At 47.0% G+C, this 23,278-nt stretch carries 23 protein-coding genes; 10 read left to right on the top strand and 13 right to left on the bottom strand.

Annotation, left to right across the window (positions count from 1 at the left end; all coding sequences use genetic code 11):
• Nucleotides 1-30 precede the first annotated feature (30 nt).
• From LZG94_RS07915 to LZG94_RS07905, 3 genes are read right to left on the bottom strand one after another with little or no spacing between them, the layout of a single operon-like run.
• Entirely contained in the window at nucleotides 31-816 is a 786-nt protein-coding gene (locus tag LZG94_RS07915) for an SDR family NAD(P)-dependent oxidoreductase (RefSeq protein ID WP_233791380.1), read from the bottom strand.
• Between the two features lie 2 nt (nucleotides 817-818).
• On the bottom strand, nucleotides 819-1,676 hold the full coding sequence (locus LZG94_RS07910; protein WP_233791379.1) for an esterase family protein: 858 nt from the start codon (nucleotides 1,674-1,676) through the stop codon (nucleotides 819-821).
• Between the two features lie 24 nt (nucleotides 1,677-1,700).
• On the bottom strand, nucleotides 1,701-3,080 hold the full coding sequence (locus LZG94_RS07905; protein ID WP_233791378.1) for a Gfo/Idh/MocA family protein: 1,380 nt from the start codon (nucleotides 3,078-3,080) through the stop codon (nucleotides 1,701-1,703).
• Between the two features lie 82 nt (nucleotides 3,081-3,162).
• On the opposite strand from LZG94_RS07905, the gene LZG94_RS07900 reads away from it, so the two are divergent.
• The gene (locus LZG94_RS07900; RefSeq protein WP_233791377.1) at nucleotides 3,163-3,648 is read left to right on the top strand and encodes a DinB family protein; all 486 of its coding nucleotides are present in this window, start codon (nucleotides 3,163-3,165) and stop codon (nucleotides 3,646-3,648) included.
• A gap of 7 nt (nucleotides 3,649-3,655) precedes the next feature.
• Here the strand turns inward: LZG94_RS07900 and LZG94_RS07895 are convergent, their stop codons facing one another.
• Nucleotides 3,656-4,294 (bottom strand): DUF1080 domain-containing protein, encoded by a 639-nt coding sequence (locus LZG94_RS07895; RefSeq protein WP_233791376.1) that lies wholly within the window; start codon nucleotides 4,292-4,294, stop codon nucleotides 3,656-3,658.
• Between the two features lie 252 nt (nucleotides 4,295-4,546).
• On the opposite strand from LZG94_RS07895, the gene LZG94_RS07890 reads away from it, so the two are divergent.
• Entirely contained in the window at nucleotides 4,547-6,952 is a 2,406-nt protein-coding gene (locus LZG94_RS07890) for a PAS domain-containing protein (RefSeq protein ID WP_233791375.1), read from the top strand.
• 17 nt (nucleotides 6,953-6,969) lie between these two features.
• Here LZG94_RS07890 and LZG94_RS07885 read toward each other — a convergent pair whose 3' ends face one another.
• Nucleotides 6,970-7,260, bottom strand: a complete 291-nt coding sequence (locus LZG94_RS07885) for a GNAT family N-acetyltransferase (RefSeq protein ID WP_233791374.1) — start codon at nucleotides 7,258-7,260, stop codon at nucleotides 6,970-6,972.
• Between the two features lie 10 nt (nucleotides 7,261-7,270).
• The gene (locus LZG94_RS07880) at nucleotides 7,271-8,185 is read right to left on the bottom strand and encodes a sugar phosphate isomerase/epimerase (RefSeq protein ID WP_233791373.1); all 915 of its coding nucleotides are present in this window, start codon (nucleotides 8,183-8,185) and stop codon (nucleotides 7,271-7,273) included.
• Between the two features lie 107 nt (nucleotides 8,186-8,292).
• Between LZG94_RS07880 and LZG94_RS07875 the strand changes: the two genes are divergently transcribed.
• On the top strand, nucleotides 8,293-8,790 hold the full coding sequence (locus LZG94_RS07875) for a VOC family protein (protein WP_233791372.1): 498 nt from the start codon (nucleotides 8,293-8,295) through the stop codon (nucleotides 8,788-8,790).
• An 8-nt stretch (nucleotides 8,791-8,798) separates the two neighbouring features.
• Here the strand turns inward: LZG94_RS07875 and LZG94_RS07870 are convergent, their stop codons facing one another.
• The 3 genes from LZG94_RS07870 to LZG94_RS07860 form a co-directional block, all read right to left on the bottom strand.
• Nucleotides 8,799-9,938: a glycoside hydrolase family 5 protein gene (locus tag LZG94_RS07870; protein WP_233791464.1), complete on the bottom strand. Its 1,140-nt coding sequence runs from the start codon at nucleotides 9,936-9,938 to the stop codon at nucleotides 8,799-8,801.
• 91 nt (nucleotides 9,939-10,029) lie between these two features.
• Nucleotides 10,030-11,760: a M56 family metallopeptidase gene (locus LZG94_RS07865; protein ID WP_233791371.1), complete on the bottom strand. Its 1,731-nt coding sequence runs from the start codon at nucleotides 11,758-11,760 to the stop codon at nucleotides 10,030-10,032.
• Between the two features lie 15 nt (nucleotides 11,761-11,775).
• Nucleotides 11,776-12,141 (bottom strand): BlaI/MecI/CopY family transcriptional regulator, encoded by a 366-nt coding sequence (locus LZG94_RS07860; protein ID WP_233791370.1) that lies wholly within the window; start codon nucleotides 12,139-12,141, stop codon nucleotides 11,776-11,778.
• 102 nt (nucleotides 12,142-12,243) lie between these two features.
• Between LZG94_RS07860 and LZG94_RS07855 the strand changes: the two genes are divergently transcribed.
• Nucleotides 12,244-12,465 carry a hypothetical protein gene (locus LZG94_RS07855; RefSeq protein ID WP_233791369.1) on the top strand — a complete coding sequence of 74 codons (222 nt, stop codon included), beginning with the start codon at nucleotides 12,244-12,246 and terminating at the stop codon, nucleotides 12,463-12,465.
• Complete coding sequence (locus LZG94_RS07850) at nucleotides 12,452-12,862, top strand: PIN domain-containing protein (RefSeq protein ID WP_233791368.1); 411 nt, start codon at nucleotides 12,452-12,454, stop codon at nucleotides 12,860-12,862. Before LZG94_RS07855 ends, LZG94_RS07850 begins: the two co-directional genes overlap by 14 nt.
• A gap of 61 nt (nucleotides 12,863-12,923) precedes the next feature.
• Here LZG94_RS07850 and LZG94_RS07845 read toward each other — a convergent pair whose 3' ends face one another.
• Nucleotides 12,924-13,931, bottom strand: a complete 1,008-nt coding sequence (locus tag LZG94_RS07845) for a sugar phosphate isomerase/epimerase (RefSeq protein WP_233791367.1) — start codon at nucleotides 13,929-13,931, stop codon at nucleotides 12,924-12,926.
• Nucleotides 13,932-13,959: 28 nt separating this feature from the next.
• Entirely contained in the window at nucleotides 13,960-15,099 is a 1,140-nt protein-coding gene (locus tag LZG94_RS07840) for a redoxin domain-containing protein (protein ID WP_233791366.1), read from the bottom strand.
• A gap of 241 nt (nucleotides 15,100-15,340) precedes the next feature.
• Here LZG94_RS07840 and LZG94_RS07835 point away from each other — a divergent pair, with 241 nt between their 5' ends.
• From LZG94_RS07835 to LZG94_RS07820, 4 genes are all read left to right on the top strand, one after another.
• Nucleotides 15,341-15,754 carry a VOC family protein gene (locus LZG94_RS07835; RefSeq protein WP_233791365.1) on the top strand — a complete coding sequence of 138 codons (414 nt, stop codon included), beginning with the start codon at nucleotides 15,341-15,343 and terminating at the stop codon, nucleotides 15,752-15,754.
• The gene (locus LZG94_RS07830) at nucleotides 15,744-16,319 is read left to right on the top strand and encodes a YdeI family protein (protein ID WP_233791364.1); all 576 of its coding nucleotides are present in this window, start codon (nucleotides 15,744-15,746) and stop codon (nucleotides 16,317-16,319) included. Before LZG94_RS07835 ends, LZG94_RS07830 begins: the two co-directional genes overlap by 11 nt.
• Before the next feature lie 260 nt (nucleotides 16,320-16,579).
• Nucleotides 16,580-16,822 (top strand): hypothetical protein, encoded by a 243-nt coding sequence (locus LZG94_RS07825; RefSeq protein ID WP_233791363.1) that lies wholly within the window; start codon nucleotides 16,580-16,582, stop codon nucleotides 16,820-16,822.
• A complete protein-coding gene (locus LZG94_RS07820; RefSeq protein WP_233791362.1) occupies nucleotides 16,819-17,226 on the top strand; it encodes a PIN domain-containing protein in 408 nt (135 codons plus the stop codon). Before LZG94_RS07825 ends, LZG94_RS07820 begins: the two co-directional genes overlap by 4 nt.
• A 51-nt stretch (nucleotides 17,227-17,277) precedes the next feature.
• Here LZG94_RS07820 and LZG94_RS07815 read toward each other — a convergent pair whose 3' ends face one another.
• Nucleotides 17,278-21,123 (bottom strand): PVC-type heme-binding CxxCH protein, encoded by a 3,846-nt coding sequence (locus tag LZG94_RS07815; RefSeq protein WP_233791361.1) that lies wholly within the window; start codon nucleotides 21,121-21,123, stop codon nucleotides 17,278-17,280.
• Between the two features lie 123 nt (nucleotides 21,124-21,246).
• Here LZG94_RS07815 and LZG94_RS07810 point away from each other — a divergent pair, with 123 nt between their 5' ends.
• On the top strand, nucleotides 21,247-22,137 hold the full coding sequence (locus LZG94_RS07810; RefSeq protein WP_233791360.1) for a hypothetical protein: 891 nt from the start codon (nucleotides 21,247-21,249) through the stop codon (nucleotides 22,135-22,137).
• A gap of 194 nt (nucleotides 22,138-22,331) precedes the next feature.
• Here the strand turns inward: LZG94_RS07810 and LZG94_RS07805 are convergent, their stop codons facing one another.
• Nucleotides 22,332-23,240: a bestrophin family protein gene (locus tag LZG94_RS07805; protein ID WP_215232880.1), complete on the bottom strand. Its 909-nt coding sequence runs from the start codon at nucleotides 23,238-23,240 to the stop codon at nucleotides 22,332-22,334.
• Nucleotides 23,241-23,278 lie beyond the last annotated feature (38 nt).

Genomic DNA, 23,278 nt, shown 5'->3' with positions numbered 1-23,278 from the left:
GTAAACTAAATCGACATTAAAACTTACATTTTACCTGGCAGTCCAGCCGCCATCGACCGGTAAAATTGAACCAACCATATAACTGGCAGCCTCACTCGCCAGGAAGATTGCGGCTCCCTGAATTTCCTTTAAATTACCCCAGCGTTGAAGTGCTGTTGCACCAAGAATGATATTTTTCGCATCCTCACTTTCGGCAATAGGAATGTTCATTTCTGTCAGGAAAGGACCCGGGCAAATTGCATTGACCCGAATACCAAAGGGCGCAAGTTCAAGGGCAAGCGCGCGCGTCATTTGCACTACTGCCCCTTTGCTGGCTGTGTAAGGCGTACGGTTTGCCAATCCAACCAAACCGAGCGTACTGGCCACATTGATAATCCTTCCGCCTTTTTGCTCTTTCATGTAGGGCGTGACTGCACGTGACGAAATCCACGTTCCATTTACATTGACCTCCATTACTTTGTTGAAATCCGCCAGGCTAAGCTCGTCGATCGCGCCGCGGATGTTGATACCGGCGCTATTGATTAGTATGTCGATTGTGCCCAGGCTACTGAATGTAAATTCCGCCATTGCGGCCGCGTCCAGCTCCCGGGTAATGTCCGCCGAGTAGGATAACACCCTCGTTTTGAATGCAATGCACAGTTCAGCAGCAGCCCGCTCCCCTTCCAGCGCATTTCTGCTTACCAGCACGATATCTGCGCCGGCGGAAGCAAGGCCCGCTGCCATCGCAAAGCCAAGCCCCTTTGAGCCGCCGGTCACAATAGCCACTTTTCCGGTCAGATCAAACTGTTTGATTCCGGGTAAAACGTCTTGCAGCATAGTTACCTGTGAAAGGATTGCGAAACAAAGTCAAGAACAGCAGGCAACGATTCCCGCCAGTATTTCCAGTTATGCGCGCCTTCTCTCACACGAAACTCGTGAGGAATCTCCTTTTTACGCAATGCAATGTGTACCAGCGCGTTACCTTCATACAAAAAGTCATCGTCTCCACAGTCAATATACCATTTCACCGCCTTTTTCTGGTCGTCGGGAATGTTGTTGATCAGCGCCAGTGCACTGTGCCTTTCGTAATAGCGGGCGACAGTTGAGTCCGCGATATTCGGATTGTTACGCACAAGGTTCTTTTTTGCATCTTCCAACGTGATCGGGCCGGTCGACGCACTCAGCGGACAGGCCGCCGCAAACAGCTCTGGATGGTGCAATGCATACATAAACGTACCTCCGCCGCCCATCGACAGACCCGCTACCGCACGGAATTCTTTCTCCGCTTTCACCCTGTACTTCTTCTCAATAAATGGAATAAGCTCTTTGAAAAAGAAGTCTTCATATGGCCAGTCTCCTTTTACATCATTAAAATAACCCCTTCTGCCTGTATTTGCGTCTGGCATTACAATGATCATCGGGGCCGCTGTTCCGTCAGCAATCGCTTTATCTGCAATATGTTGCACCATACCAAACTGCACCCAGCCAGTCTGATCGTCGCCCGCCCCGTGAAGCAGGTATAGCACTGGGTAGCTGCGCTCCGAAGTCGCATAGTCCGGCGGAAGGTAAATCGCAAATTTTCTATCAGACTTCAAAAGTTTAGACGGCAGTGTAAGCTGATCATAAACTTTGCTGGTCTGAGCAGTTAATGAATTGGTAATCAGAACTAAAAGAAAAAACAAACCGGAAACTCTCATGGATTTAGGAAATAATAGTTGTAGTTATTTTTTCTTAATTTTCATCGCAACCGGATCCCATTTGATCACCTTTTTGCTGAAATAACTCTCATTACAAGCCAGAACCGGCGCAGCCGCGCGGAATGCAAAAATCGGGTCCTCAATGGTCGCAACACTGCCTTTTTTAATATTATCAAAGAAATCCCTGAAATGGTCAGCATGCTCATCTTCGTCCTTTGGAGCGTCAAAACGTACTTCCTTTACAGGATCCGCTTTGCGCGTCTCGGCTGGATATTGTGCATCATACTGCTTCTTGAATTCTTTTTGCTCACTCTCAGAAAATGTATTATAGCTATCGTACCCGCCAAATCCGGGTGCTTTCGGCAGTTTCTTTTTGGTCAAAATAAGGTTATCCTCAGTAAATTCGATCTGACCTTCTGTTCCGATAATGCGGGTATTGTTGGCGATCGCGCCGGCATTTGCGAAGTTCACACGCAGTACCATTTGGAAGTTGGCATGAATATCGGTTTTAGGGTAGTCAAGAATGGAAACCAGTACATCAGGCACGTCCCGACCATCTTTCCAATAACTCAACTCTCCCGAAGAAAAAATCCGCTCAGGTCCATTTGAAGCAGTTACAAAATGTACTCCCGTAATCAAATGGACAAACAAATCCCCCGCCACGCCAGTACCATAATCGCGGTAGTTTCGCCACCGGAAGAAGCGTTTGGCATCAAAAGGTACTTTGGGTGCGTCTCCGAGAAAAGTATCCCAGTCGACTGAATTTACGGAAGCATCTGTCGGAATGGAGTAATTCCAGGCTCCTATTGAGTTAAACCGGTCGTTGTTTGATTCCACATAATTGATCTCGCCAATCTCACCCGCCTGAAACAGCCGCTTCGCCTCTTTGAATGCGGAGGAGCTGATCCGCTGACTGCCTACCTGCATCGTTTTACCCGATTTCTTCCACGCATCGATCACCGAAAGACCTTCATTGATATGGTGTACCATCGGCTTTTCACAGTAAACGTGCTTTCCGGCAGCAAGTGAAGCTTTGGTAATATGGTCGTGCCAATGGTCGGAGGTTACTACCAAAACTGCGTCGATATCCTTTCTTTCCAGTATCTCCCGATGATCGCGGGTTGTGAAAATATCTTTTCCATAGAGTTCCTTGACCCGGGTGAGCCTGCCGTCGTACAGGTCGGCTGCCGCTACAAACTCGGCTCCTGTCCCGCTGCGCAGAGCAGCCTTCGTGTCGCTGTGACCCTGAATACCCATTCCAATCGTCGCAAAACGTATTTTGTCATTCGGACTGATTTTTTTGAGGTCTTTGATAATATTAAATGGCTTGGCCACAGACTGACTCGCTACGAGTGCCGAGGCAGCAGTCACATTTTTGAGGAACTTACGACGTGTAGGATTCATTTTGAAGAAGAAAATAGTGACAGGTTGTTTTTGCTAAAAATAAACAAATAATGCTTTCTTAAAAGACTGACTATTGATAATCATGATGGAAAAAACCGAAAGAAAAAAGCTGGTCAACGAGCTGATAACGCTGATAGAAAAGGGAAATGCACACGTCTCATTATGGGATGCCACGGCAAAGCTGCCTGCGGATTTGAGAGGAGTTGTTCCCGAAAGTCTGCCTTACAGCATCTGGCAGCTGGTTGAGCATTTAAGGATTGCGCAAAAGGACATTCTGGAATTCTCCGTTTCAAGTGAGTACAAGGAAAAAGAGTGGCCGAAAGATTATTGGACACCGGCGCGTGAACAGGTAAGTGACGAGGAATGGGAAAATGCATTAAACGAGATCCGCGACGATCAAAAACAATTTTTCGCATTGCTGAACACAGAAACAAATGACCTTTTTGCCGCATTTCCCTGGGGCGATGGTCAGACCCTGCTGCGTGAAGCACTGCTGATCGCCGATCACAATTCTTATCACACCGCAGAAATTGTAGTAATACGAAGACTATTAAATGCCTGGAAGTGACGCCGGGCTAAATTTCTTCTATCCACAAATCTTTAAAGTAGACCTTCGCCTTACCGCCGCCGTGAATCTGCAAACCGATAATCCCATTTTGCGGAATCGATTTGTCCGGCTCGGTATAGTCGACGGTCTGCGTCCCGTTTAGTAATATTCGTATTCGCCCGTTCTGGCTCCGCACTTCGTAATCATTCCAATCATTTCTCTTCACTATCTTCTCAACCAATGCCGAATCCGGTGCGATCAGTGTTTTGTTTCTTCTTGATTCATCATATAGGCTGGCCCAGAACTTATCTCCCAAATCTGCCTGATAACCAATCATTTCATAAGCCGGCTCTTTGGCCCTGACGCTGTGGAACTGCACGCCGGTATTGATAAAACCGTCATTTCCCGTAAGCTTAAACTTCACTTTCAATATGAAATTGGAATAGCTTTTCTTTGTGCGTAAAAATTCATTGTGCGGTACAGTTTCGGTCAGAGATCCTCCCGCGATCGCACCGTCCTCGATCTTCCAGGTTTTTACGGTATCACCTTCCCAGCCATCAAAGGTCTTGCCGTCGAAAAGCGGGACCGGTTTCTTCTCTGGCGATATGATGCAACCTGTCAGGATCAGAAGCGCCAATGCGAGTGGATAATGTGTAATTCTCAGCATAAGATTTTGTATTTTAGCAGTCCGACGATGTAGTTTCTCTAATTGTATTAAAAGCTGACCTGTGTTGTTCTTTTACTATAAATTGCCGCTAATAGAAGTACGATGCAGTTTTTTCAAAATAATTCCGGAACAATAAGTGCCCGATCCCGGTTGGGAAACCAACATTCGTTGAATTCTTCTAATGTGATTTTTTTATAAAGTGTTTATGCTTCAAATGCAAAAATCCCGCATTTTACAGCATCCTCAATTCGTATGATTAACTCTCTTGACGATCGGAAAGACGATCTTTTAGTTGCCATTGAAAGGTTCCAGCTTGTTGCAAAAGCGACGCGTGACGTGATCTGGGATTGGGACCTTGTGAACAGCACAGTTTGGTGGAACGAAGGAATTCAGCAGAATTTCGGGCATTCTCCCCAAGATCTGCAAAAGGGCCCCCAGTCCTGGTACGACCATATTCATCCGGACGATCAGGAACGGGTTGTTCATAAAATCCACCAGGTAATTGAGCAGGGAGAGCCGCATTGGTCGGATTTTTACCGCTTCCGTCGTGCAAACGGCGATTATGCCCACGTTCATGACCGCGGCTACACCATTATCGTAGACGGAAAACCGGTCCGGATGGTCGGTTCCATGCTGGATATTACCGAGCAGCTCCGACTTGAAAAAGAGCGGGCCGAAAGTGAAGCGAGCCTGAAATTTGCTATGGAAGCCGCCCAGCTAGGCACCTGGAATTTTGACCCTTTTACCAAAAAAATAATTACCAACCAGCGTTGCCGGGAACTGTACGGAAACCCGGACGAAGAGGTGCTGGACTACGAAATTGTTTCCAGATATATCCACCCTGATGATAAGGAACGGGCCAGGGACGCCACTATCGCTTCGCTTGATCCTAAGATCAGGGCACCGTATGATATCAGGTACCGTACGATAGGTGCAAAAGACAGGGTACTCCGCTGGCTGCATTGCTCCGGCCAGGCTTATTTTACCGATGGAGGAATGCCCTACCGTTTCGCAGGTATTTCCAGGGATATAACAGATGAAGTAATCAATCATGAAAAAGTAGAATGGGCTGACAAACAGGCTGCTATGACCATAGAAGGGTCGGGCGCAGGTTCGTTTCTGGTTAATTCCAAAACCGACGAGATCATCTATTCGCCTACCATGGCGAAGATCCTGACCGGCCATGAAGACAGGCACGTGACAAGGCACATATTCATCGAACACGTTCACCCGGAAGATCTGCCGATCCGCGAAAAGGCTTACGAAGTTGCCGCTGAAACAGGAGAACTGCGTTACGAAGCCCGCTTCGTGTGGGACGATGAGTCCATCCACTGGGTCAGGGTGATAGGGCAATATATGTTCGACAGCCACGGAGAAGCCACTTCTTTGTCGGGGATCGTCATGGATATTACAGACCGTGTCCACTCGGAGCAGCGCATTAAGACCAGCGAAGAACACCTCCGCACATTGATCCAGCAGGCGCCTGTCGCTACTGCATTGTTTGTAGGCAGGGATTTTGTGATTGATATTCCAAATGCAGCTATGTTGAAGCTTTGGGGAAAAGGGGACTCTGTGATCGGGAAAACGCTTCTGGAAGCTTTGCCTGAGCTCAGAGAACAGCCATTTGTAGAAATCCTGAAACGCATTTATGAAACCGGTGACGCACATTCGGAACAAGGTGCCCGGGGAGATATTGTGATCGATGGTGAATTACAGACATTTTATTACGATTATACCTACAAACCGCTTCGCAATAGCGAGGGGCAGATCTATGCGATCCTGGATATGGCCGTGGATGTAACTGAGCAGGTTAAGTCGCGGCATGCGCTTGAAAAGAGTGAAGAAAAATACCGGCAGCTTGTTAATGACCTGGAAAGAAGGGTACAGCAGCGGACTGCGGAACTGAACCAGACCAATGCGGAGCTGATCAATTCGAATAATAACCTGCAACAATTTGCTTATGCGGCAAGTCACGATATGCAGGAGCCGCTCCGGAAGATCCAGTCGTTTGGTTCACGGTTGCAGTCGCTTTATTCGAAACAACTCGACGAGAACGGGGTATTTATGCTCAACCGGATCCAGGATGCATCCAAAAGAATGTCGCTGATGATCGATGACCTGCTGGCATATTCAAGATTGGCGACGCGGGATACTGATTTTCAACCGGTTGGTTTGAAAGAAATGGTGAGTCACATTCTGGCGGATTTGGAAATCGCGATTCAGGAACAGAAAACTTCTGTCATCGTTGAAGATCTGCCGGAAATTCACGGAAACCGGCCGCAGTTGACCCAGTTAATGCAAAATTTGCTCAGCAATGCGATCAAATACCGTAAACCCGACGCGCCTTCTGAGATCAGACTTTTATCGAGAGAAGCCACTGCCGACGAGGTACTGTCCATTGCCAAACCGCTGGAAGGATTTTCCTACGCACGCATTGTAGTTTCCGATAATGGAATCGGCTTTGATGAAATATATCTCGACAGGATATTCCAGATGTTCCAGCGCCTGCATGGACGCAGCGAATTCTCGGGTTCGGGAATCGGGCTGGCGCTTTGCAAAAAAGTGGTACAGAATCACCATGGACATATTACAGCCAGGAGTACAGTGGGTGAAGGATCCGATTTTATTGTTTTTCTTCCACTTGCCAATAAAAAATAGAGCTGCGTTGTGCAGCTCTATTTTTTCCAGATATCCTCAAAATTTTCAGGATGCCGCTTGAATTGCAGGTGTACATACTGGCAAAGCGGCAAAACCTGCAAATGTTCCTGGCGCGCGTAAGTCACCATTTTGTCAAACATTTGTTTCGCGAAACCCTTACCCTCTTTGTCCGGGTCAACTTCCGTGTGATACACCGTGAGTGTGGTGTCACTCACCCCGATCACCATTTCTCCGATCTGCTTTCCTTCTTCCTCTATATAGAAAGCGCCGCGCTTTCTATTGTCAAGCTTCATCTGTACTTCGCTCATAAACGCAATTTTAAACTCCTTGTGCCACTTTTTTCATTTTTTCCAGACCGGTTTTCGCTACCAGCAATGCATCCTGTGCATAATATCCCTGATTGAATACTTCGAAAGAAAGGATCACCGGTTTTTCGGGATTTTTCAGATTTTTCAAAAGTTCTTTCAGAGGCGCTACGCCGTCTCCTGCATAAACCCGATCCGCGTCGGTAATAGTTTCCCGCGGAGGTGTTTTGGGGTAATCGTTAATATGAAAAATCTCCACCAGCGGCTTCCCGACATCCTTCACACTATCCATTCCTGACCCGCCTTTATGCAAATGGTAAACATCCATCAACACTTTTGCCGAGGGATGATCCGCTTCTACTGCCACATACAGTATCTCACCCACCCGGCTCAGGTTTTTTGAAAATCCCCACAATTCGAGGTGCGGAGTCACTTTTGTGGTATCGCCCAGTTCCAATATCGTCCGATAGCGTTCCGCTACTCTTTTCAGATCGAGCGAATCTCCGGTTGTTGCGCCCATCGGTGGCGCGGCTATGCGTGGACAACCTATTGCGGCAAGCTGATCCATTTCCAGTTTTAATTGTTCCAAAGCTTTTGTCCTGGTGGCACTATCGTCTACAATCCAGGGAGCAAAACCGATCGCATCCTCTACTTTCAGGCCGAGATCATCGATGATCGATTTCGCCTCTTTCAGGTTACCGCCATTTTTGAGATAATCCTGTAAGGTATTAACCCATATCTCCACTGAGCGATATCCTGCTTTTGACGCTACTTCCAGCTCTTTGCGAAAACCCAGCTTGTGGCCACGCAACGTGCTCATATTGAGCGAGTATATAAATGGATCTTGTTTGGCTTTCAAAGTTTCGGCTGGTAAAAGTCCTGTACCACTGACGGCCAGCATAGAGGACATTGCTTCTCGACGGTTCATAAAATAGGAATGTGAGGTAATTGGTCTATGGGTTAAAGGGCTGCGGGGGAATTTTTTACCGCAACTAAATGTAATTTGGTTTACAAAGCTAACCTCAAAACTCTATCATGGAACCTCAGGATTATAAGCTCCCTGCCCTTACCCGTATTGGTCACGTGCACCTAAAAGTGGCCGACCTGGATCGTGCTATTGACTTTTATTGTGGCTTGTTGGGTTTTGAGATTACTACACGCTACGGCGATCAGGCGGTTTTCATTTCCGCCGGCGGTTACCACCATCATATTGGTTTGAATACCTGGTACAGCAAAGACGCGCCGCCTGCTCCCCAGCATGGTGTCGGGCTTTTTCACACTGCCATTTTATACCCTACCAGAAAAGACCTGGCAGCAATCCTGGACAGACTTTTAAAAGCAGAATACCCGCTTTCCGGCGCCAGCGATCACGGTGTTTCAGAGGCGCTTTATCTCAATGATCCTGATAATAATGGCGTGGAATTATATTGGGACAGACCGAAAGAACTCTGGACGTACCTTCCCGATGGTTCTATCGAAATGTTCACCAAATCCCTCAATCTGCGCAGCTTGCTCGGGGAGCTGAACCAGTAACATGCTCATTAGTATTTCATTAGCAAATTAAGGAGCTTTCTGTCCAGCTTTTGTCCGTGCCAGTCTTCGTAAGCCACATCGTCGCGGCGCGAGTTGAGTACGCCAAAATCTCCCGAAAATTCCCAGAGCGAAAAGCCGATTCCGTTAGAAGATAGAATATCCAATACGTCCGAAAACCACGCCAGGAACACTGCATGCGGCGTTTTGTTCCAGCAGCCGCATTCCCCGCAATGCACTCCCACCCCTTTCACGGCCAGTTCGATCCAGGGTTTGTAGTATTTTTCAAGCATTTCGCGGCTGAGGTATTGCTCTCCTACCTGTCCCGGCCACTTTACTTCGGGCAGGTTATTTGTTTCTTTCATCGCCCAGGGCGCTTTGTAATGCGAGATAATGCCCGGGTGATAGCCTCTGCAACTTTGCCCGATGTCCAGATCTGCAATCTCCGGAATGACCGAATTGCCCACATCGTTTCCATCGGCGATGATCAAATGATTCGGATTTTCCTTTCTGATCGCATCCTGGGCTGCCAGTGCGACTTTTCTATAAGTCGCGCCGGGAACCGAGGATCTCTTTGAATGCTGATCGTTCATATCTTCCCGCATACTCGGCTCATTGAGCAGGTCAAAACTGATCAGCTGGGAAGAAACATTTTTATACCGTTTGGCCCACATATTCCAGTGAAAGCAAAACGCGTCCTGCGCTTTTTGGTCCGTCCAGAGGTTATAAGGTTCATTAAACCCTGCATTAATACAATAGCCCGGCGCGCGGTGCAGGTTGAGGCTCACGTGCATTTTGTATTTGTGCGCCATCATTACCAACTTGTCTATTTTATCAACAGCCTGCTGGTCAATCTGATATACTTCTTCCGGCGTAATATTTTTAGTTCTGTCAAATTTCACATATGCAGGATAAGCCATCGGAACTCTCACAAAATCAAAACCCCAGTCGCTCATCCATTTGAAATGATCTTCGGTGGTAGGCTTCCGGGCGGATGCCGGATCGGGCGAGAAAAAATCCAGTAAATTAAAACCTTTCCATTTGGGCAGCTTGTTCTTGGCATTTGGCGTTTGGAACGCGAACCCGGGCGTTATTGCGGCCCCGGCAGCAACAAATGCGCCTGTATTTTTAATGAAAGTCCTGCGATGCATCGTAAAATGGGTATCGTTGTTACTTTCATTAAAATACAGGCGCTCGGATCTTTTACTTAGCTGATATTTGTCAGCTACGATTTTCAAAGAATCATTTGATCCGGCTGCTCCGCTCCTTTTCGTACTCTTCGCGGTTCTTCTCTGCTAATTTCCTTTGTTCGTCCGCGCGTTCCCTTTCTTTGTCGGCTTCTATTCTTTTCAGATTCGCCAGCTCGCGCATTTTTTCAGCTTCCTTGCGCATTTCGTCACCTTGTGCGCGCTGCCTGTCCGCTTGTTTCCTCTGTTCTTCGGCGGCCTGCCTTCTTACATCCGCTTCCTGGCGCTGCACATCTGCCTCTTCCCTCTGCTTGTCTGCCTTCGCTCGTTCAATATCTGCTTTCGCCCGCATTTCATCTGCTTTTTTACGCTCTATTTCCGCCTTTTCGTGCGCGATTTTGATTTCTTTTTCAATCTGATCCAGCGTAGTCTCGTGAGCGGCATATTGTTCTTTCGGAATTTCTTTGCCATCAATCACCAGCGAGACGAGCTTTCCGTCTTTCTTAATAATCATATATTCTTTTCCGTCAGAGGTAACGTGGTAGGTACCGACATTATGCTGTTCTGAGTAGATATTGGCCGAGTGAATTGTACTTCCGGATTGGGCCTTCCTTTTCTTTTTAGGCAAAGTATCCAACTTATAAACCGGCGCTTTCGCCACATTAGACAAAGGTGCGGGCGCAGCTGCTGGCGCAACAGTCTGGCGTGGAATAGCCGGCTTCCAATGTGTCTCTGTTTTCGTCATCGCTGCCGAAAATGCCGTTACGGCGACCAGGCTTAGTGTTACAAATAATTTTTCCATGGCGTTTAATTGTTTATTGTTTTGATAAATAATGCGTTTGATCCTGTCCATCAAGTGGTTACGCTTTCTTGAAAAAGTCAGCTCCATGCCCGAACCTTTGAGATTATATTCCTGAAAAGACACCAGTGCCTGCACAAAAGATTTGCTGTCGCGCATCACTGAAATCGCAAGGTCGTCGCAGCAATGCTCCCTTTCTTCCCTGATCAGACTCGAAAGCCAGAGTAATGCAGGATTGAAAAAAAACACATTTTCGCAAAAGGTCTGGACAAGGTTAACCAGGTAGTCGCGGCGCTTGATGTGCGCCAGTTCGTGCAGCAAAATAGCTTCCACCTGAGAGGTAGTCAGTTTACACAACATCCCGACCGGCAGCAAAATCATCGGCTTTATGTACCCCGTCACCATCGGTACTTTTACCAATGCGGATTCGAGCAGCTGCACGGACTGATACACGCCGAGCATTCCGCAAAGCTCATGCAGGCGCTTTTTCCATTGAACATCAGGCTCAGAAACGCGCTGCGTTTTTATTTTCCTGAGATAAATAAGTCCGCTGGCCGCAGTAGCCGATTTGAGTATAAAGATGAGAAGCCAGAACGTGACGATCAGCGCCGCATTTTTAGTACAAAAACCGATCACCGGCTTCACCCAAAACTCCCTTACACTGCTCTCAAATGATCCACTCGAAGTATTGTAAAAGAAAACTGGCTGACTTCCCTCCCCCACAAATCCATTCGCATCAGGAATTCCAACCGTGCTATTCCTCATGATTTCAATCCAGAATGTGGCACCTGAGATTAATATGAAACCTAGCAGCAATCCAGCCAGTAAATTATACCGCAGTGCCGGCCGGGCTTTTCGGGTAAATACCAGCATAAGGCCCGCCAATACCGCCACGATCAGCCCCTGCCAGACCGAATGCATGAGGGTCAGACAAACTGACTGGACGAATTTTTCTACAAAAGCTTGATTCCAAATGCTTAAATCCATGGCCAGCAGATTTAGTTATTTTTCGAGATTATTCAGAAATCGCTTGATCTCCTCCAATTCCTCAGACGAAGTCTTCTTATTACCAAATAGTTGCATCACCAGGCTCGTCGCCGAACCTTTGTACATCGAATCGACAAACTTTTCCAGCAGCGCATTTTTTGTACGATCTTCCGCCTCCGCAGGACTATATACGTGCTTCATGCTACTCTCATCCCGCACCACAATCCCCTTCTCCGCCATGATCTGCATGAGCTTCAATGTCGACGAGTACTGCACAGCCCGTTTCTCCTCATTCAGCCTATCATTTACAAACCGGACCGTCGAAGGTCCATGCTCCCAAAGCACCTGCAATATTTCCAGTTCCGACTTAGTAGGTTCCATTATTTTGTTCAAAAATTTCCAACGCACCAAAGGTAGGAAATTTTTCGTACGAATAAATTTTTAGGTTAATTTTTTTTAGATTTGTTCGGAACGAGATAAGATATGTATACAAAAACCATCATCCCCGAAACCAGATCCATCACACTCGATCTTCCTGTCAGCTTTGTCGGCGAGCATGTGCGGGTAATTGCTGTGGTTGAAAAGGAAGCACCGATATTTGGCAAAAAGCGCAAAGATCAGATAGCAAAAACCTATTCGGTATATCCGAAGACTGATCTCTCTCAATTCAAATTCAACCGCGACGAAGCGAATGACTTCGAATAAGATATTCCTCGATTCGAATGTCATCCTCTATTTATTCGATTCTCTCGAAACCAAGCGTTCCATTTCCCAAAACTTATTATCTCAAAGCCCTTTGATAAACCCCCAGGTACTGGTCGAGGTTGGAAATATCTGTAAGCGTAAACTTGGATTTAGTAAGGAGCAGGTAACCGATTTGTGGAAGAACCTGATGCAGGATTGTATTTGCACTGATATAGGCGGAGTAACTATGACGTTGGCCGTTTCGCTGATCAGCAAATATGATTTCCAGTTGTTTGATGCGATTATCGTAGCAGGTGCTTTGGAAGCAAACTGTGATATATTGTATTCGGAGGATATGCAGCACAAAATGGTGGTGGAAGACACCATGACGATCATTAACCCCTTCTTGCTCAACTAACGGACCAAAACAAAAAAAGCCGCCACCTCACGGCAGCGGCATTCCACTAAAAATTCCCTAATCAGGCCATCAAAGCCTTTCGTGCGAACTCTACGCATTTCGCAGTTTCCTTTACTGCGTCCGAGCCCGCCGGTATTTCATATTCCAGCTCAATAGTTGCCGGGAATTTGTATTTCTTGGTCCGCATCAGTTCAAGCACAGGGATAATTGGTGTATCGCCGGTGCCCCAAACCAGATTTGCGCCGCCGTTTGCTTTCGATTTTCGGTCTTTGATGTGCATGCTTTTGATATGCTCATGTTTCGCATTGATCAGATCGATCGGGTCGAAGCCTGCGGCTACGTAGTGCCCCATATCCAGATTCATCGCATTGAATTTCGACTGCCCCAATGCAGTATCCCACCAAGTTGGCGTTTGCTGCGTGTGGCCGTGGTAGGCGATAAAAGTTTTATTTTTAGCAGCTATATCGCCTAAACGTTTGGTTTGAGCCGGATCATTCGGAAGTTCAACCGTCGCCTGGTTCGCACCCAGCGCCCGTGCAGCACGCAATGCGTAATCCACTTCTGCATCCGTATTATTAGTGCCTAGTGCATTGGGTTTGTAAGCATAAATACTCACGCCGGCATCATTGTACATCTTACGCAGCTGCGTGAATTTATCCATTGAAACCTTTGCACGCCACTCGGCCATTTTTGTACCATATTCTTTCATAGCCGATTTTTGCTCCTCAGTCATTTCCGGGCGCTTGCCGTCAGGGCCAGGCGTCATATTCGGACGAGGCGGTGCTTCGGGCGCGCCGGCGAATTGTTCGGGCGTGTTACCCATCATTTCAATCGCGCTGATATTGCAGTCAACGCAGTATTTCAATATACTTTCCGCATCCTGCGGCATACTGCGCCACGAATAGGTGATCGCGCCAATCTGCACGCCATTGAACATTGAATTGGGTTTGCCCAGGTTTTTGATATAAGCCGGCGCGCCGATAACAGGTGTGCGAAGCAGCGCGAAACCTGCGGCTGCCAGCGCCGAAGTGCCTAAAAACCGACGTCTGGATAAGTCTTGATCTTCCATGAATTTATAGAAATTTGAAATAGTTTAGTTAGTAAAATCTGCCTACATATTTATTCTCGACAATCATTTTCTTCATTTTCGCCGGATCAATCGGCCCTTGCTGCGAATACACGATCTTGCCACCCGGCTCCACAAGCAATGTATAAGGTAAAGCGCCCTGCCATTTCGGGTCTACTGCCTCGATCAGCTTATATTTATCTTCCACATTAAAAATGTAATTAGGGTTGGAAGCGTATTTTCCCTGCAAAAATTTCAACGCTTTTGCCTTCTTATCCGGACTATCTGCGCTGATGGATACAAACTCGAAATCCCTGCCGCGGTACATGTGATGCATTGTCATAAAATCCGGAAATTCAGTAACGCAAGGGCCGCACCACGTCGCCCAAACGTTGATCAGCCGGAGCTTATCAGTTTTATTTTTAATCAATTCCTTTAAACCCGCTTCATCGATCGTTTCCAGCTTCACGGGTTCTTTGGCCCAGGCTGCCTGCTCGCTTTGCGCTCCCGATTCTTTCTCCGCCCATTTCATCGAGCAGCCGAATGTTTTTGTAGAAGCAACCGGAACCGGCTTGCCTGCAACCAACGCTTCTATTGCATTTCTGGCGTCCAAATTATTAGGTGTACCCGTCGGCTTCTCCACATCATCGATCCTTCCATGATATTGTAGCTTGCGGTTTTTGTCAAATATAAAAATGTGCGGCGTTGCGACCGGGCCGTATGCGAGCGCCGTTTTCTGATCGTCCCCATCATATAGATAAGGAAAATTGTAGGACATATCTTTCGCCCGGATCTTCATATCGTCGTAAGTGTCACTCAGATCCGTATACCCCAGCTCATCGAGCCGGATTGCTTTGGGATCGTTGGATGAAATCGCAATTACCGCCACTTTTTTTGCTCTAAAATCCGAGGTCAATTTTTTAATGCGCTCCTCGTAGGCCTGTGCGGTGGGACAGTGATTGCAGGTAAAGACGATTGCCAGAACATCTGCAGTCGCAAAACTTTTGAGAGAATAACGCTTTCCATCTGTACCCAACAAATTGAAATCGGGAGCAGCCGCGCCGATTTTTAAGGTCTCGGGTTGATCTGCACGCATTGCGCCGCCTGCATTACCGAACGCCGCAGCGAATATGATGAACAACAAGACTGAAATTCGGAAACGTAAGCGCATAAGTCCGGCAGTTTGATTCAGGAATTGATAAAGCGAAAATTGCAATGCTTCAACAAAATACTGTTTTTGTACCAAAATTTACGGGTAACGATTAAGTTTTTCCGTTTTTTGATTAAAATTTCTGATGGCTGAAAAAAGATTGATGCAATTTTTTAAAAGATCAACATACTCCTGACAGACTGTTGTCATACCGCGTGCTTTACTTTGAATATCAGTAACTGATCAACTAAACAAAAACAAGATGGCTGGATCAAACGGATTTCGGGGATTTGGAACAATGACTATTTATGCCGCCGACCACAAGGCTGCAATCGATTGGTACACAAAGGTTTTTGGCATTGAGCCTTATTACAACAAACCAGGCTATTCCGAGTTTCGGATAGGTGATTATCAAAATGAAATTGGCATCATCGACGCTCAGTACGCCCCGCCCGGTGCTGCCGGTAAGCCCGCAGGCGCGATCACTTCCTGGCATGTTGACGATCTTTCCGGCACATTGGAAAGGCTGCTTTCACTCGGAGCAACTGAATACCAACCCATTATAGAGCGTGGTGAAGGATTCGTGACAGCCGCAGTAGTGGATCCGTTCGGCAATATCCTGGGTATTATGACCAATCCGCATTATCTGGAAATTCTGGAAAACAATGGAAACTAAGGACGGAAAAGAAGTGATTCAAGCCGCTTCCGCCAATGAATGGCGGGAGTGGCTTGACAAAAATGCGGATACGGCGAGCGTTGTATACCTGGTGATTTACAACAAAAACAGCGGTGTTCCCAGCGTAGGATATGCCGAATCGGTGGAGCACGCATTATGTTACGGTTGGATCGATAGCAAAACGATGAAACGTGACGAACAAAGTGTTTATCAGACCTTTACGAAACGCAAACCCGTCAGCAACTGGGCCAAAAGCAACAAAGAACGCGTAGCCCGCATGACAGAATTAGGGTTAATGCGCCCGCAAGGCCAGGCCATGATCGACCTCGCCAAACAAAACGGCTCCTGGGAAAAGCTCAGTGACGTGGAAAACGAAGTACTTGCAGACGACCTCAAACACGCATTTGCCAAAAACAAAAAAGCATTCGAAAACTTCACGGCCTTCGCCCCCTCCGCCCGAAAATTCATCCTGCAGTGGATATACGCCGCAAAACGGCCGGAAACACGCGAGAAGCGGATAAGGGAAACTGTTGAAAAGGCGGCGGAGAATTTGAAGGTTGTTTGAAAACTACCCTACTACTTTACGCATGCGATTTAATTTTTCAATACTATTTCTCAAATTGCAACCAGGATTAGTGAATCACGTCCAGCACATATTTACTTAAATCATCTACAAAACGCATTAGAACCAAATATTGGTTATCAACCAATGCTTACGTTTATACAAGAATTCTGCCGCTGGCGGGATTGCGCAGTAACGACTAGTTGCTTAAATTAGAGTTATGAACTGCATTTTAGGATAATTTATTTTAACTAAACACCACTATGTCCCAATCAATTACCATCGAAACAACAAATGCCATTCAGCTTACATTGTTGAAGGCAATGGCTCAGCGTCTTGGTCTCCCGGCTAAAGAAATTCAATCTCAGGACAAGCCTACTGAAGCAGAACAATACGCTGCTTTCAAGCGGTTTGCTGGAAGCTGGAAAGGTGAAGAAACTGCTGAGGAGCTTGAAGCAATTATTTATTCTGCCCGTAACGACCAGCCGCGCAATATCCACTTATGAGATATCTGCTGGACACCAATATTTGCATTCACTTATTTAAAGGCCAAGCAAATCTCATCGACAAAATAGAATCGATTGGCTTAGCCTCATGCTATCTCTCGGAGCTTACGATTGCAGAACTTATGTATGGTGTTGAAAACGGTTCTGAAATACGTCGCGTTGAGAATTGGAAAAACCTAGAATCTCTCTACACCACATTTGCTGATCGAATACTACTAATTGGCCAAAGCTTTCCTGAATACTCTCGTCAGAAAACTTCTTTAAGGCGAGCTGGACGGATGATCGGCGAATTCGATTTATTTATCGGATCAACTGCAATTTCTCACGGACTGACTCTGGCAACCCGCAACGTTCAGGACTTTGCAAGGCTTGAACGAATTGAGTTGGAAAACTGGATTGACTAGCTGCTATACTTCAAGAGCTCGAAACTACCGTTAGAAAATCCCACTCGAAAATCATCTCCCCGGCAATGCTACCTGTGCGTTCGTTTTTAAATACGCTATCAACTCTTTTACTTCTTTATCGCTCAGGTTTTCTAATAAGCCGGTTGGCATCATCGACGCGGGGGTTACTTCCCTTGTTTGGATATCTGATTTATTGATATTCACCGCGTCCTGGCCTACGATCCGGAGTGTTACCTGCCGTTCGGTTTCCTTCGCGATATTCCCTACATAAGTCCGGCCATCGCGGGTGGTTACTACTACCATCTTATAATCGTCCTGGATTTCACCGCTTGGGTCGAGGATATTGCCTAGCAAATAATCCAGATTGGCGCGGTTAGAGCCGGTTAATTCCGGGCCAATAATACCGCCTTCGCCATACAATTTGTGACAAGGTGCACAGGTGTTTTGAAAAACCATCCGCCCATTTGCTTTGCTTGCCGCGGCAACTGACTGATCGGTAAGCATATTCTTGTATTTTTTATAAGCCTTTTCATCGAAAGCAACGTGGTCGATCGGCCCCCATACTTCTACAAATCCACTCCCGACTACCCGTCGCAACTGCCGCGCGACGAAAGTCGGAACGTCTTTTTTGGGTATTGTATTTTTCGAAATAGCCTGGGTCAGCAACCAGCCAGACTTAGGTCGCGAAGCCAGCGTTTGTACCGCCTCTGATTTTTCTGCATTGCTCAATTTCGGGTAACGCTCGATCAAAGACTTGGCCAGAGGCTCGTTGTCAAATGCGGCAATACTCCTGATCACATCCAGCCGCAATTTATTGTCGTCCAGCAACGCGGGCAGCTCTTTCAGCAACTCGGGTCTCTGGCGGTTGGTGAGCGATTGCAAAGCCTTGCTTCGCTGTTCTATCGGCGCAGTTTTGTTTTTTAAGATTGCCAGATCGGTTTTTGAAGCTTCCGTATCTCCAAACTGTCTCGACAATTCGGTCGCCAGTTTTGCAGTTGTATTGTCGGCTTGTTTAAGTTTGGCAAAAACCGCATTCCAGTTTCCCGGCGTTTTAATATCAGTTCTGCCATCCAGCCCGTCGCGCATTCCTTCGAGCAAATTGGTCCTGTTTACCGGAACTTTGCCAATTGTGTTTACGAGCATTTCAATCTGATCCGCATCAACGGTCCGGCGTGCAATAAACTGAGTTACCATCGGAATTTTCGACTTTTCAGCCATCGCAAGTGCCTTCGCCGGATTTGCTTTCACCAGCGGCTCAATACCAAACCAGATCATTTTAGGCAGATTATGGTCTTCCGAATCTTCTGCATGTGTGAGCAACCCAGCTGCTACACTCCACTTTGCAGCATCGTCCATTCGCTGCAATGACGCCGCGAGGTAAAGCCTCACCACGGCCGACTTTTCCTCAACTGCCATTTTTGTGAATTTCGCGATCGCATTTGCCGAAGGCTTGCTTTCTTCTGTCAAAAACTGCACAGCCCAGCTTCGAATGTAAGGATCCTGATCTCCAAGCGCCTTTGTCAATGCATTTTCATCAAGGTTACCGGTTATATTCAATGTCCACATTGCTCTGAGGCGATGGTCGGCGTCAGTTGCGGATTGGTAGGTTTCACTCAACTTTTTTAATGCAGCGGGATCCATTTTCCCTTTTCCAGCTCTGTTTTGTAAAATGATTCTCGCCCGACGCCCGTGCCAGTCGCTTTTGCTAGTCTGCAAATCGGCGAGTTCAGTGTCCTTCATTTTGTTTAAATTCGAATACCTTCCTTTCCAATCTTCTGCGAGCGATTTTTTAGGTGTAATTCTAAAAATACGACCCGTTTCAGAATTGAGTACATCTGAGCCGCAAATATCCGCATCATGCCAGTCCAGCACGTACATCGCGCCTTCCGGCCCGATTTCCATACTAAAACCTACCCACTGCGCATTGTTGGCCATCATAAAATCGTCCCCATGCTTGCCTGAAAAGCCAGAGCCCTTGGGTTCCAGTATATCCGACAAAATACCGTGTTCATGAATATTGGCCATGAAGATCTTACCCTTTTCATTGTCAGGAAATGCATCCGACTGATACACACGCGCACCGCCATGCGCCGAGCGGTGGGTATGGTCAGCGATGGTTTTGATATCATTATAAACATAAGGATTGAAGTGCTGTCCGCCTTGGCGATGATAAATCCCGCCCGGAATTACGTGCCATAAATGCGGTATTACACAGGCAGTTATGAGCATTTGTCCTTTCGCATCAAAATCAACTCCCCAGGGATTGCTGAAACCGTGTGCGACCACTTCAAAGATTTTTTTGGTAGGATGATAGCGCCATACGCCGCCATTGATATCTACGCCATTTTCGACCTGCATATCCTCCGGAAACGGATCTTTGTGCTTGAAAAGTTGGCCTTTCCCAACTGGCTTGCCGACTTTCGAAGGTGTTGCAAAACCTTGCAAACCGTACAGCCAACCGTCTGGTCCCCAGTGAAAACTATTCAATGTTTCGTGCCGGTCGCGGATTCCCCAGCCGGTCAGGCGGACTTCAATATTCTCCATATCAGCCTTATCATCGCCATTTTTATCGGGCACAAAAAGCAAATTTGGCGGCGCACCGACAAACACACCGTCGAAACCTACCGCCAACGCGGAAGGGAATGCAATACCCTCCATGAACACTTTCTTGGTATCTGCCACGCCATCGTGATCTGTATCTTCCAAAATCAAAATGCGGCTGTTTCCTGCATTCGAAAACCCTTTTCCTCGTGACTCGTAGTCCTTATTTTCCGCGATCCACATTCTCCCACGGTCATCCCAGCAAAACGCCATGGGCTGCGTCATCATCGGTTCGGAAGCCCAGGCATTGACCTGAAATCCATCTTTTATAGTCATCGCCGCCACCGCTTCCTGCGCACTCAGAAACTTTGCTTCCCTACCCTCTTTTTGCGCAATTGCCCACAGTGCAGACGTATTATAAGTACCATTATTTCCGATGAACTCACCGAAAGTTTTGTTCAATTCCACGTCATTCAATTCGCCGGTATATACCACAAGCTCGTGCTTGATTACTTCGGTTTCGCCTTTTTTAAGATGCCAGTCACCTTTTCTTGCACGCGCCGGGCCGGCGCCCAGTTGCGGGTCCACACGCCAGGTTTGCGGGTAACCTTTGTTTTCGGGGTGGTCAAAAATTGCAATGTGCGCCAGGTCATCTCGACCGGCTACCTGCATGCCAATATCCACCCACATGGCAGCCTGGCCTTCTGCTTTTTCATTTTTCTGCCGCGCGGCATTCACTACTTCGCCTTTAATTCCTTGTTTCCAGGGCATTCTCACAAACAGCCCGCCGTAATCATATTTACCAAATGTCACATCTGTCTTAGCCTCCCCATTCCATTCCAGGTCCAGAAAATATTTGCCATTTTTCACACGCATTGACCAGTTTTGCGTCTCCGTCAGCACGGCGGTGCCTGTGGAATCCAGCAGATCGTAAACCGTTTGCCACTTTACCTCAACACCTTCCTTTTCAATGATTTGCGAGGATACTTTTCGCCAGTACGAAGCTTCGGGATGATGAAAATAGTCACGGCCGTTTACGCGGGTATAGCCCCAGTAAATGCCGGTTTGATGTTTGTGGTGTCTGGGGCTGTATTCAGTGAGGATACCTTTTCCATCTGGTGCTACTATTGGGTGCAGGTAGGGACGGAAATTTTTTTTTGCATTTTGAACCAATATAGGCTGGCCGCCAGTGCCTTTCGAAATGCTGATTGTTTCACCATCGCCGCTTGCGACAGCTCTCAGCTGGGTATCTTCTGCATTGATTTCGTGGGACTTGTCTGCTGGCCGCCTGAAATCGTAGCCGAAATTGAGTAAAATAAAAATTAAAAAAAGTGGCACTGACCGCATAATATTCATAAAAAATTCAGGATTTTAGGATACTAACCGGATTGATTTTTGCTCCCGATTGTTAGCAGGATAAGAAGATTTTGCGCAAAAATTACTCGCAGGATCGTCATCTGCCACTATCGCTAAGTTTTTATGGCTTTTTACAAACTCGTCTTCCTGCTCATTCTGATCATTATGCTGCAACACCGCGGTATCATTTACCGAGCCAGCAAGGAAGCGGCTGTGCGAAGAGAACTGCGGGAATTAGGTGAATCCACTTTGCCCAAAAGTAGTAATGTCCTCGGCTCCTGGCGGATGTACGGAGTCAATGAAGTCGATCCGATTGCCACCGGGCCGGAAGGTAACACGCTGGAAAACACCCCAATGAGCAAGAAGGAGCTATTCATTTCCTTTTTCCCCGACGGCAGTTTTACCCAGGTCCGGGACAACAATGCATATAGTACCGGGAAATGGGCCTTCGATAGCACGTCGCAATCTGTTTTCTTAACATCTGAAAGGGTAACCCAGGAAGTAGGTATATCATTCGAAATAGCCGAGAATGGCCTTCGTGTCATGCATTTTGAATTTAATCCCAAAGAAAGTATGCTGTTGATGGAGTATGGAAAACCGCTCAGTAACTATCGGGAGGACCCATTTTTTGAAGGAAATAATGAATGGCGGATCAAACCTGAGAAACCGGAGAATGCGGTCCAGCTGCGGAAAAGGCTGAGCAACTATTTGCTGCACAATATTTACTTATTGAAAGCTGCCAAAACGCGGGAGCAAAACCGCGTTTCATGGGAGTTTTCGGAGGGTATCCTACGAATATACAATCCGGGAATCGGCGTAGTAAAGCCTAGCCAGGTCCCGGCTCCCTGGATCAATGCGTTTTACTCCGAACAAAATGCGCGCGAAGCTTTCAACATGTTCGAGGACTTCATGAAAAAATCGAAATTCAAAGGCAGCGGCAAGGGGAACTGGGTAGAGCAGAATTATAAGATTTTGATTGATATTAGAAATGGCATGAAAACCCCCGGCCCCTGAAGGGGAGATCGCGATATTTACATGCTACAACGAAAGTCCCCCACAGGGGATTTAGGGGTAACATTAACCCTTACCCCCGACCCCTGAAGGGGAGATCGCGATATTTACACGCGACAACGAAAGTCCCCAACAGGGGATTTAGGGGTAAAAAAACGCGGAGCCTGGACCCCGCGCTTACTCTATTTGAGGACGGTTTACAGAATGTAAAATTTATCGGGCGTGTAAACCATTGGTACCTGCTCGTCGCGCATCATTTGTTTCAGGTCGCGCTCGATATTTCTTGAAATTGTCATGACGGGTGTGTCGGTAGGCTTGTTTTCGAATGGATCCTGCAAGTGAATCGCCATTTTTTCGATCAAGAAAAAGCAGGCTGTGATCACGATCAGTACCGGAACCATCAGAAAGCCAAACAATTGCACCAGCCCGAAAGGCAATAGTAAGATGAAGAAGTGCAATGCGAGATGGATATACAAACTATAAGTCGAAGGAAATACGGTGTTCTTGATCCGTTCGCATTTTCCCATTGAATCGCAAAGACGGGTCAAAGTACCGTCGATTTCGATCTGCTGATATGGATTGACCCAACCCTGCTTCAACGCATTTTTCAGGTCGCGGGCGTGCAGCTGAAGTAAGCCGACGTGCTTGTTATCATAATCTTTAACATACTCATACTCCTCCTCGGTCACGAATTTACTGATCAGCGGCAGGGGATCGTCTTTGCGCAACCCTTTTCCAAGTGCATAACACCAGGCGATCTGCCTTTTGATCATCCGGTGTTTGAAACCGTCGATACTTTCAGAATCGTAAGGTTCGTCCATCAACGCGATAATCTGCCGGGCCAGCGTTCGTGAATCGTTCACGATCGCGCCCCAAATGATCCGCGCTTCCCACCAGCGATCGTAAGCCTGGTTAGATCGGAATGCGAGGAGCAGGGATATGATCGTCCCCAGCACCGTGGGAACCGTCATTGGAATTGAGATATTGGTGATGTGAAAGTTTTGGTAAATGATTTCTATCGCCACACCATAAATAGTCACAAAAAATATCTCATATTTTATTTTGCCGAAAATATATCGGATCGGAATGTTCTTTTTGAGCAGCATATTAATCACGTTATCATTTTCACGAATTCACTCACACT

Source organism: Dyadobacter sp. CY343 (genome assembly GCF_021390335.1).
Lineage (GTDB): Bacteria > Bacteroidota > Bacteroidia > Cytophagales > Spirosomataceae > Dyadobacter.
Note: the sequence above shows the minus strand (reverse complement) of the source record. Positions and strands in the feature narration are given on the sequence as shown.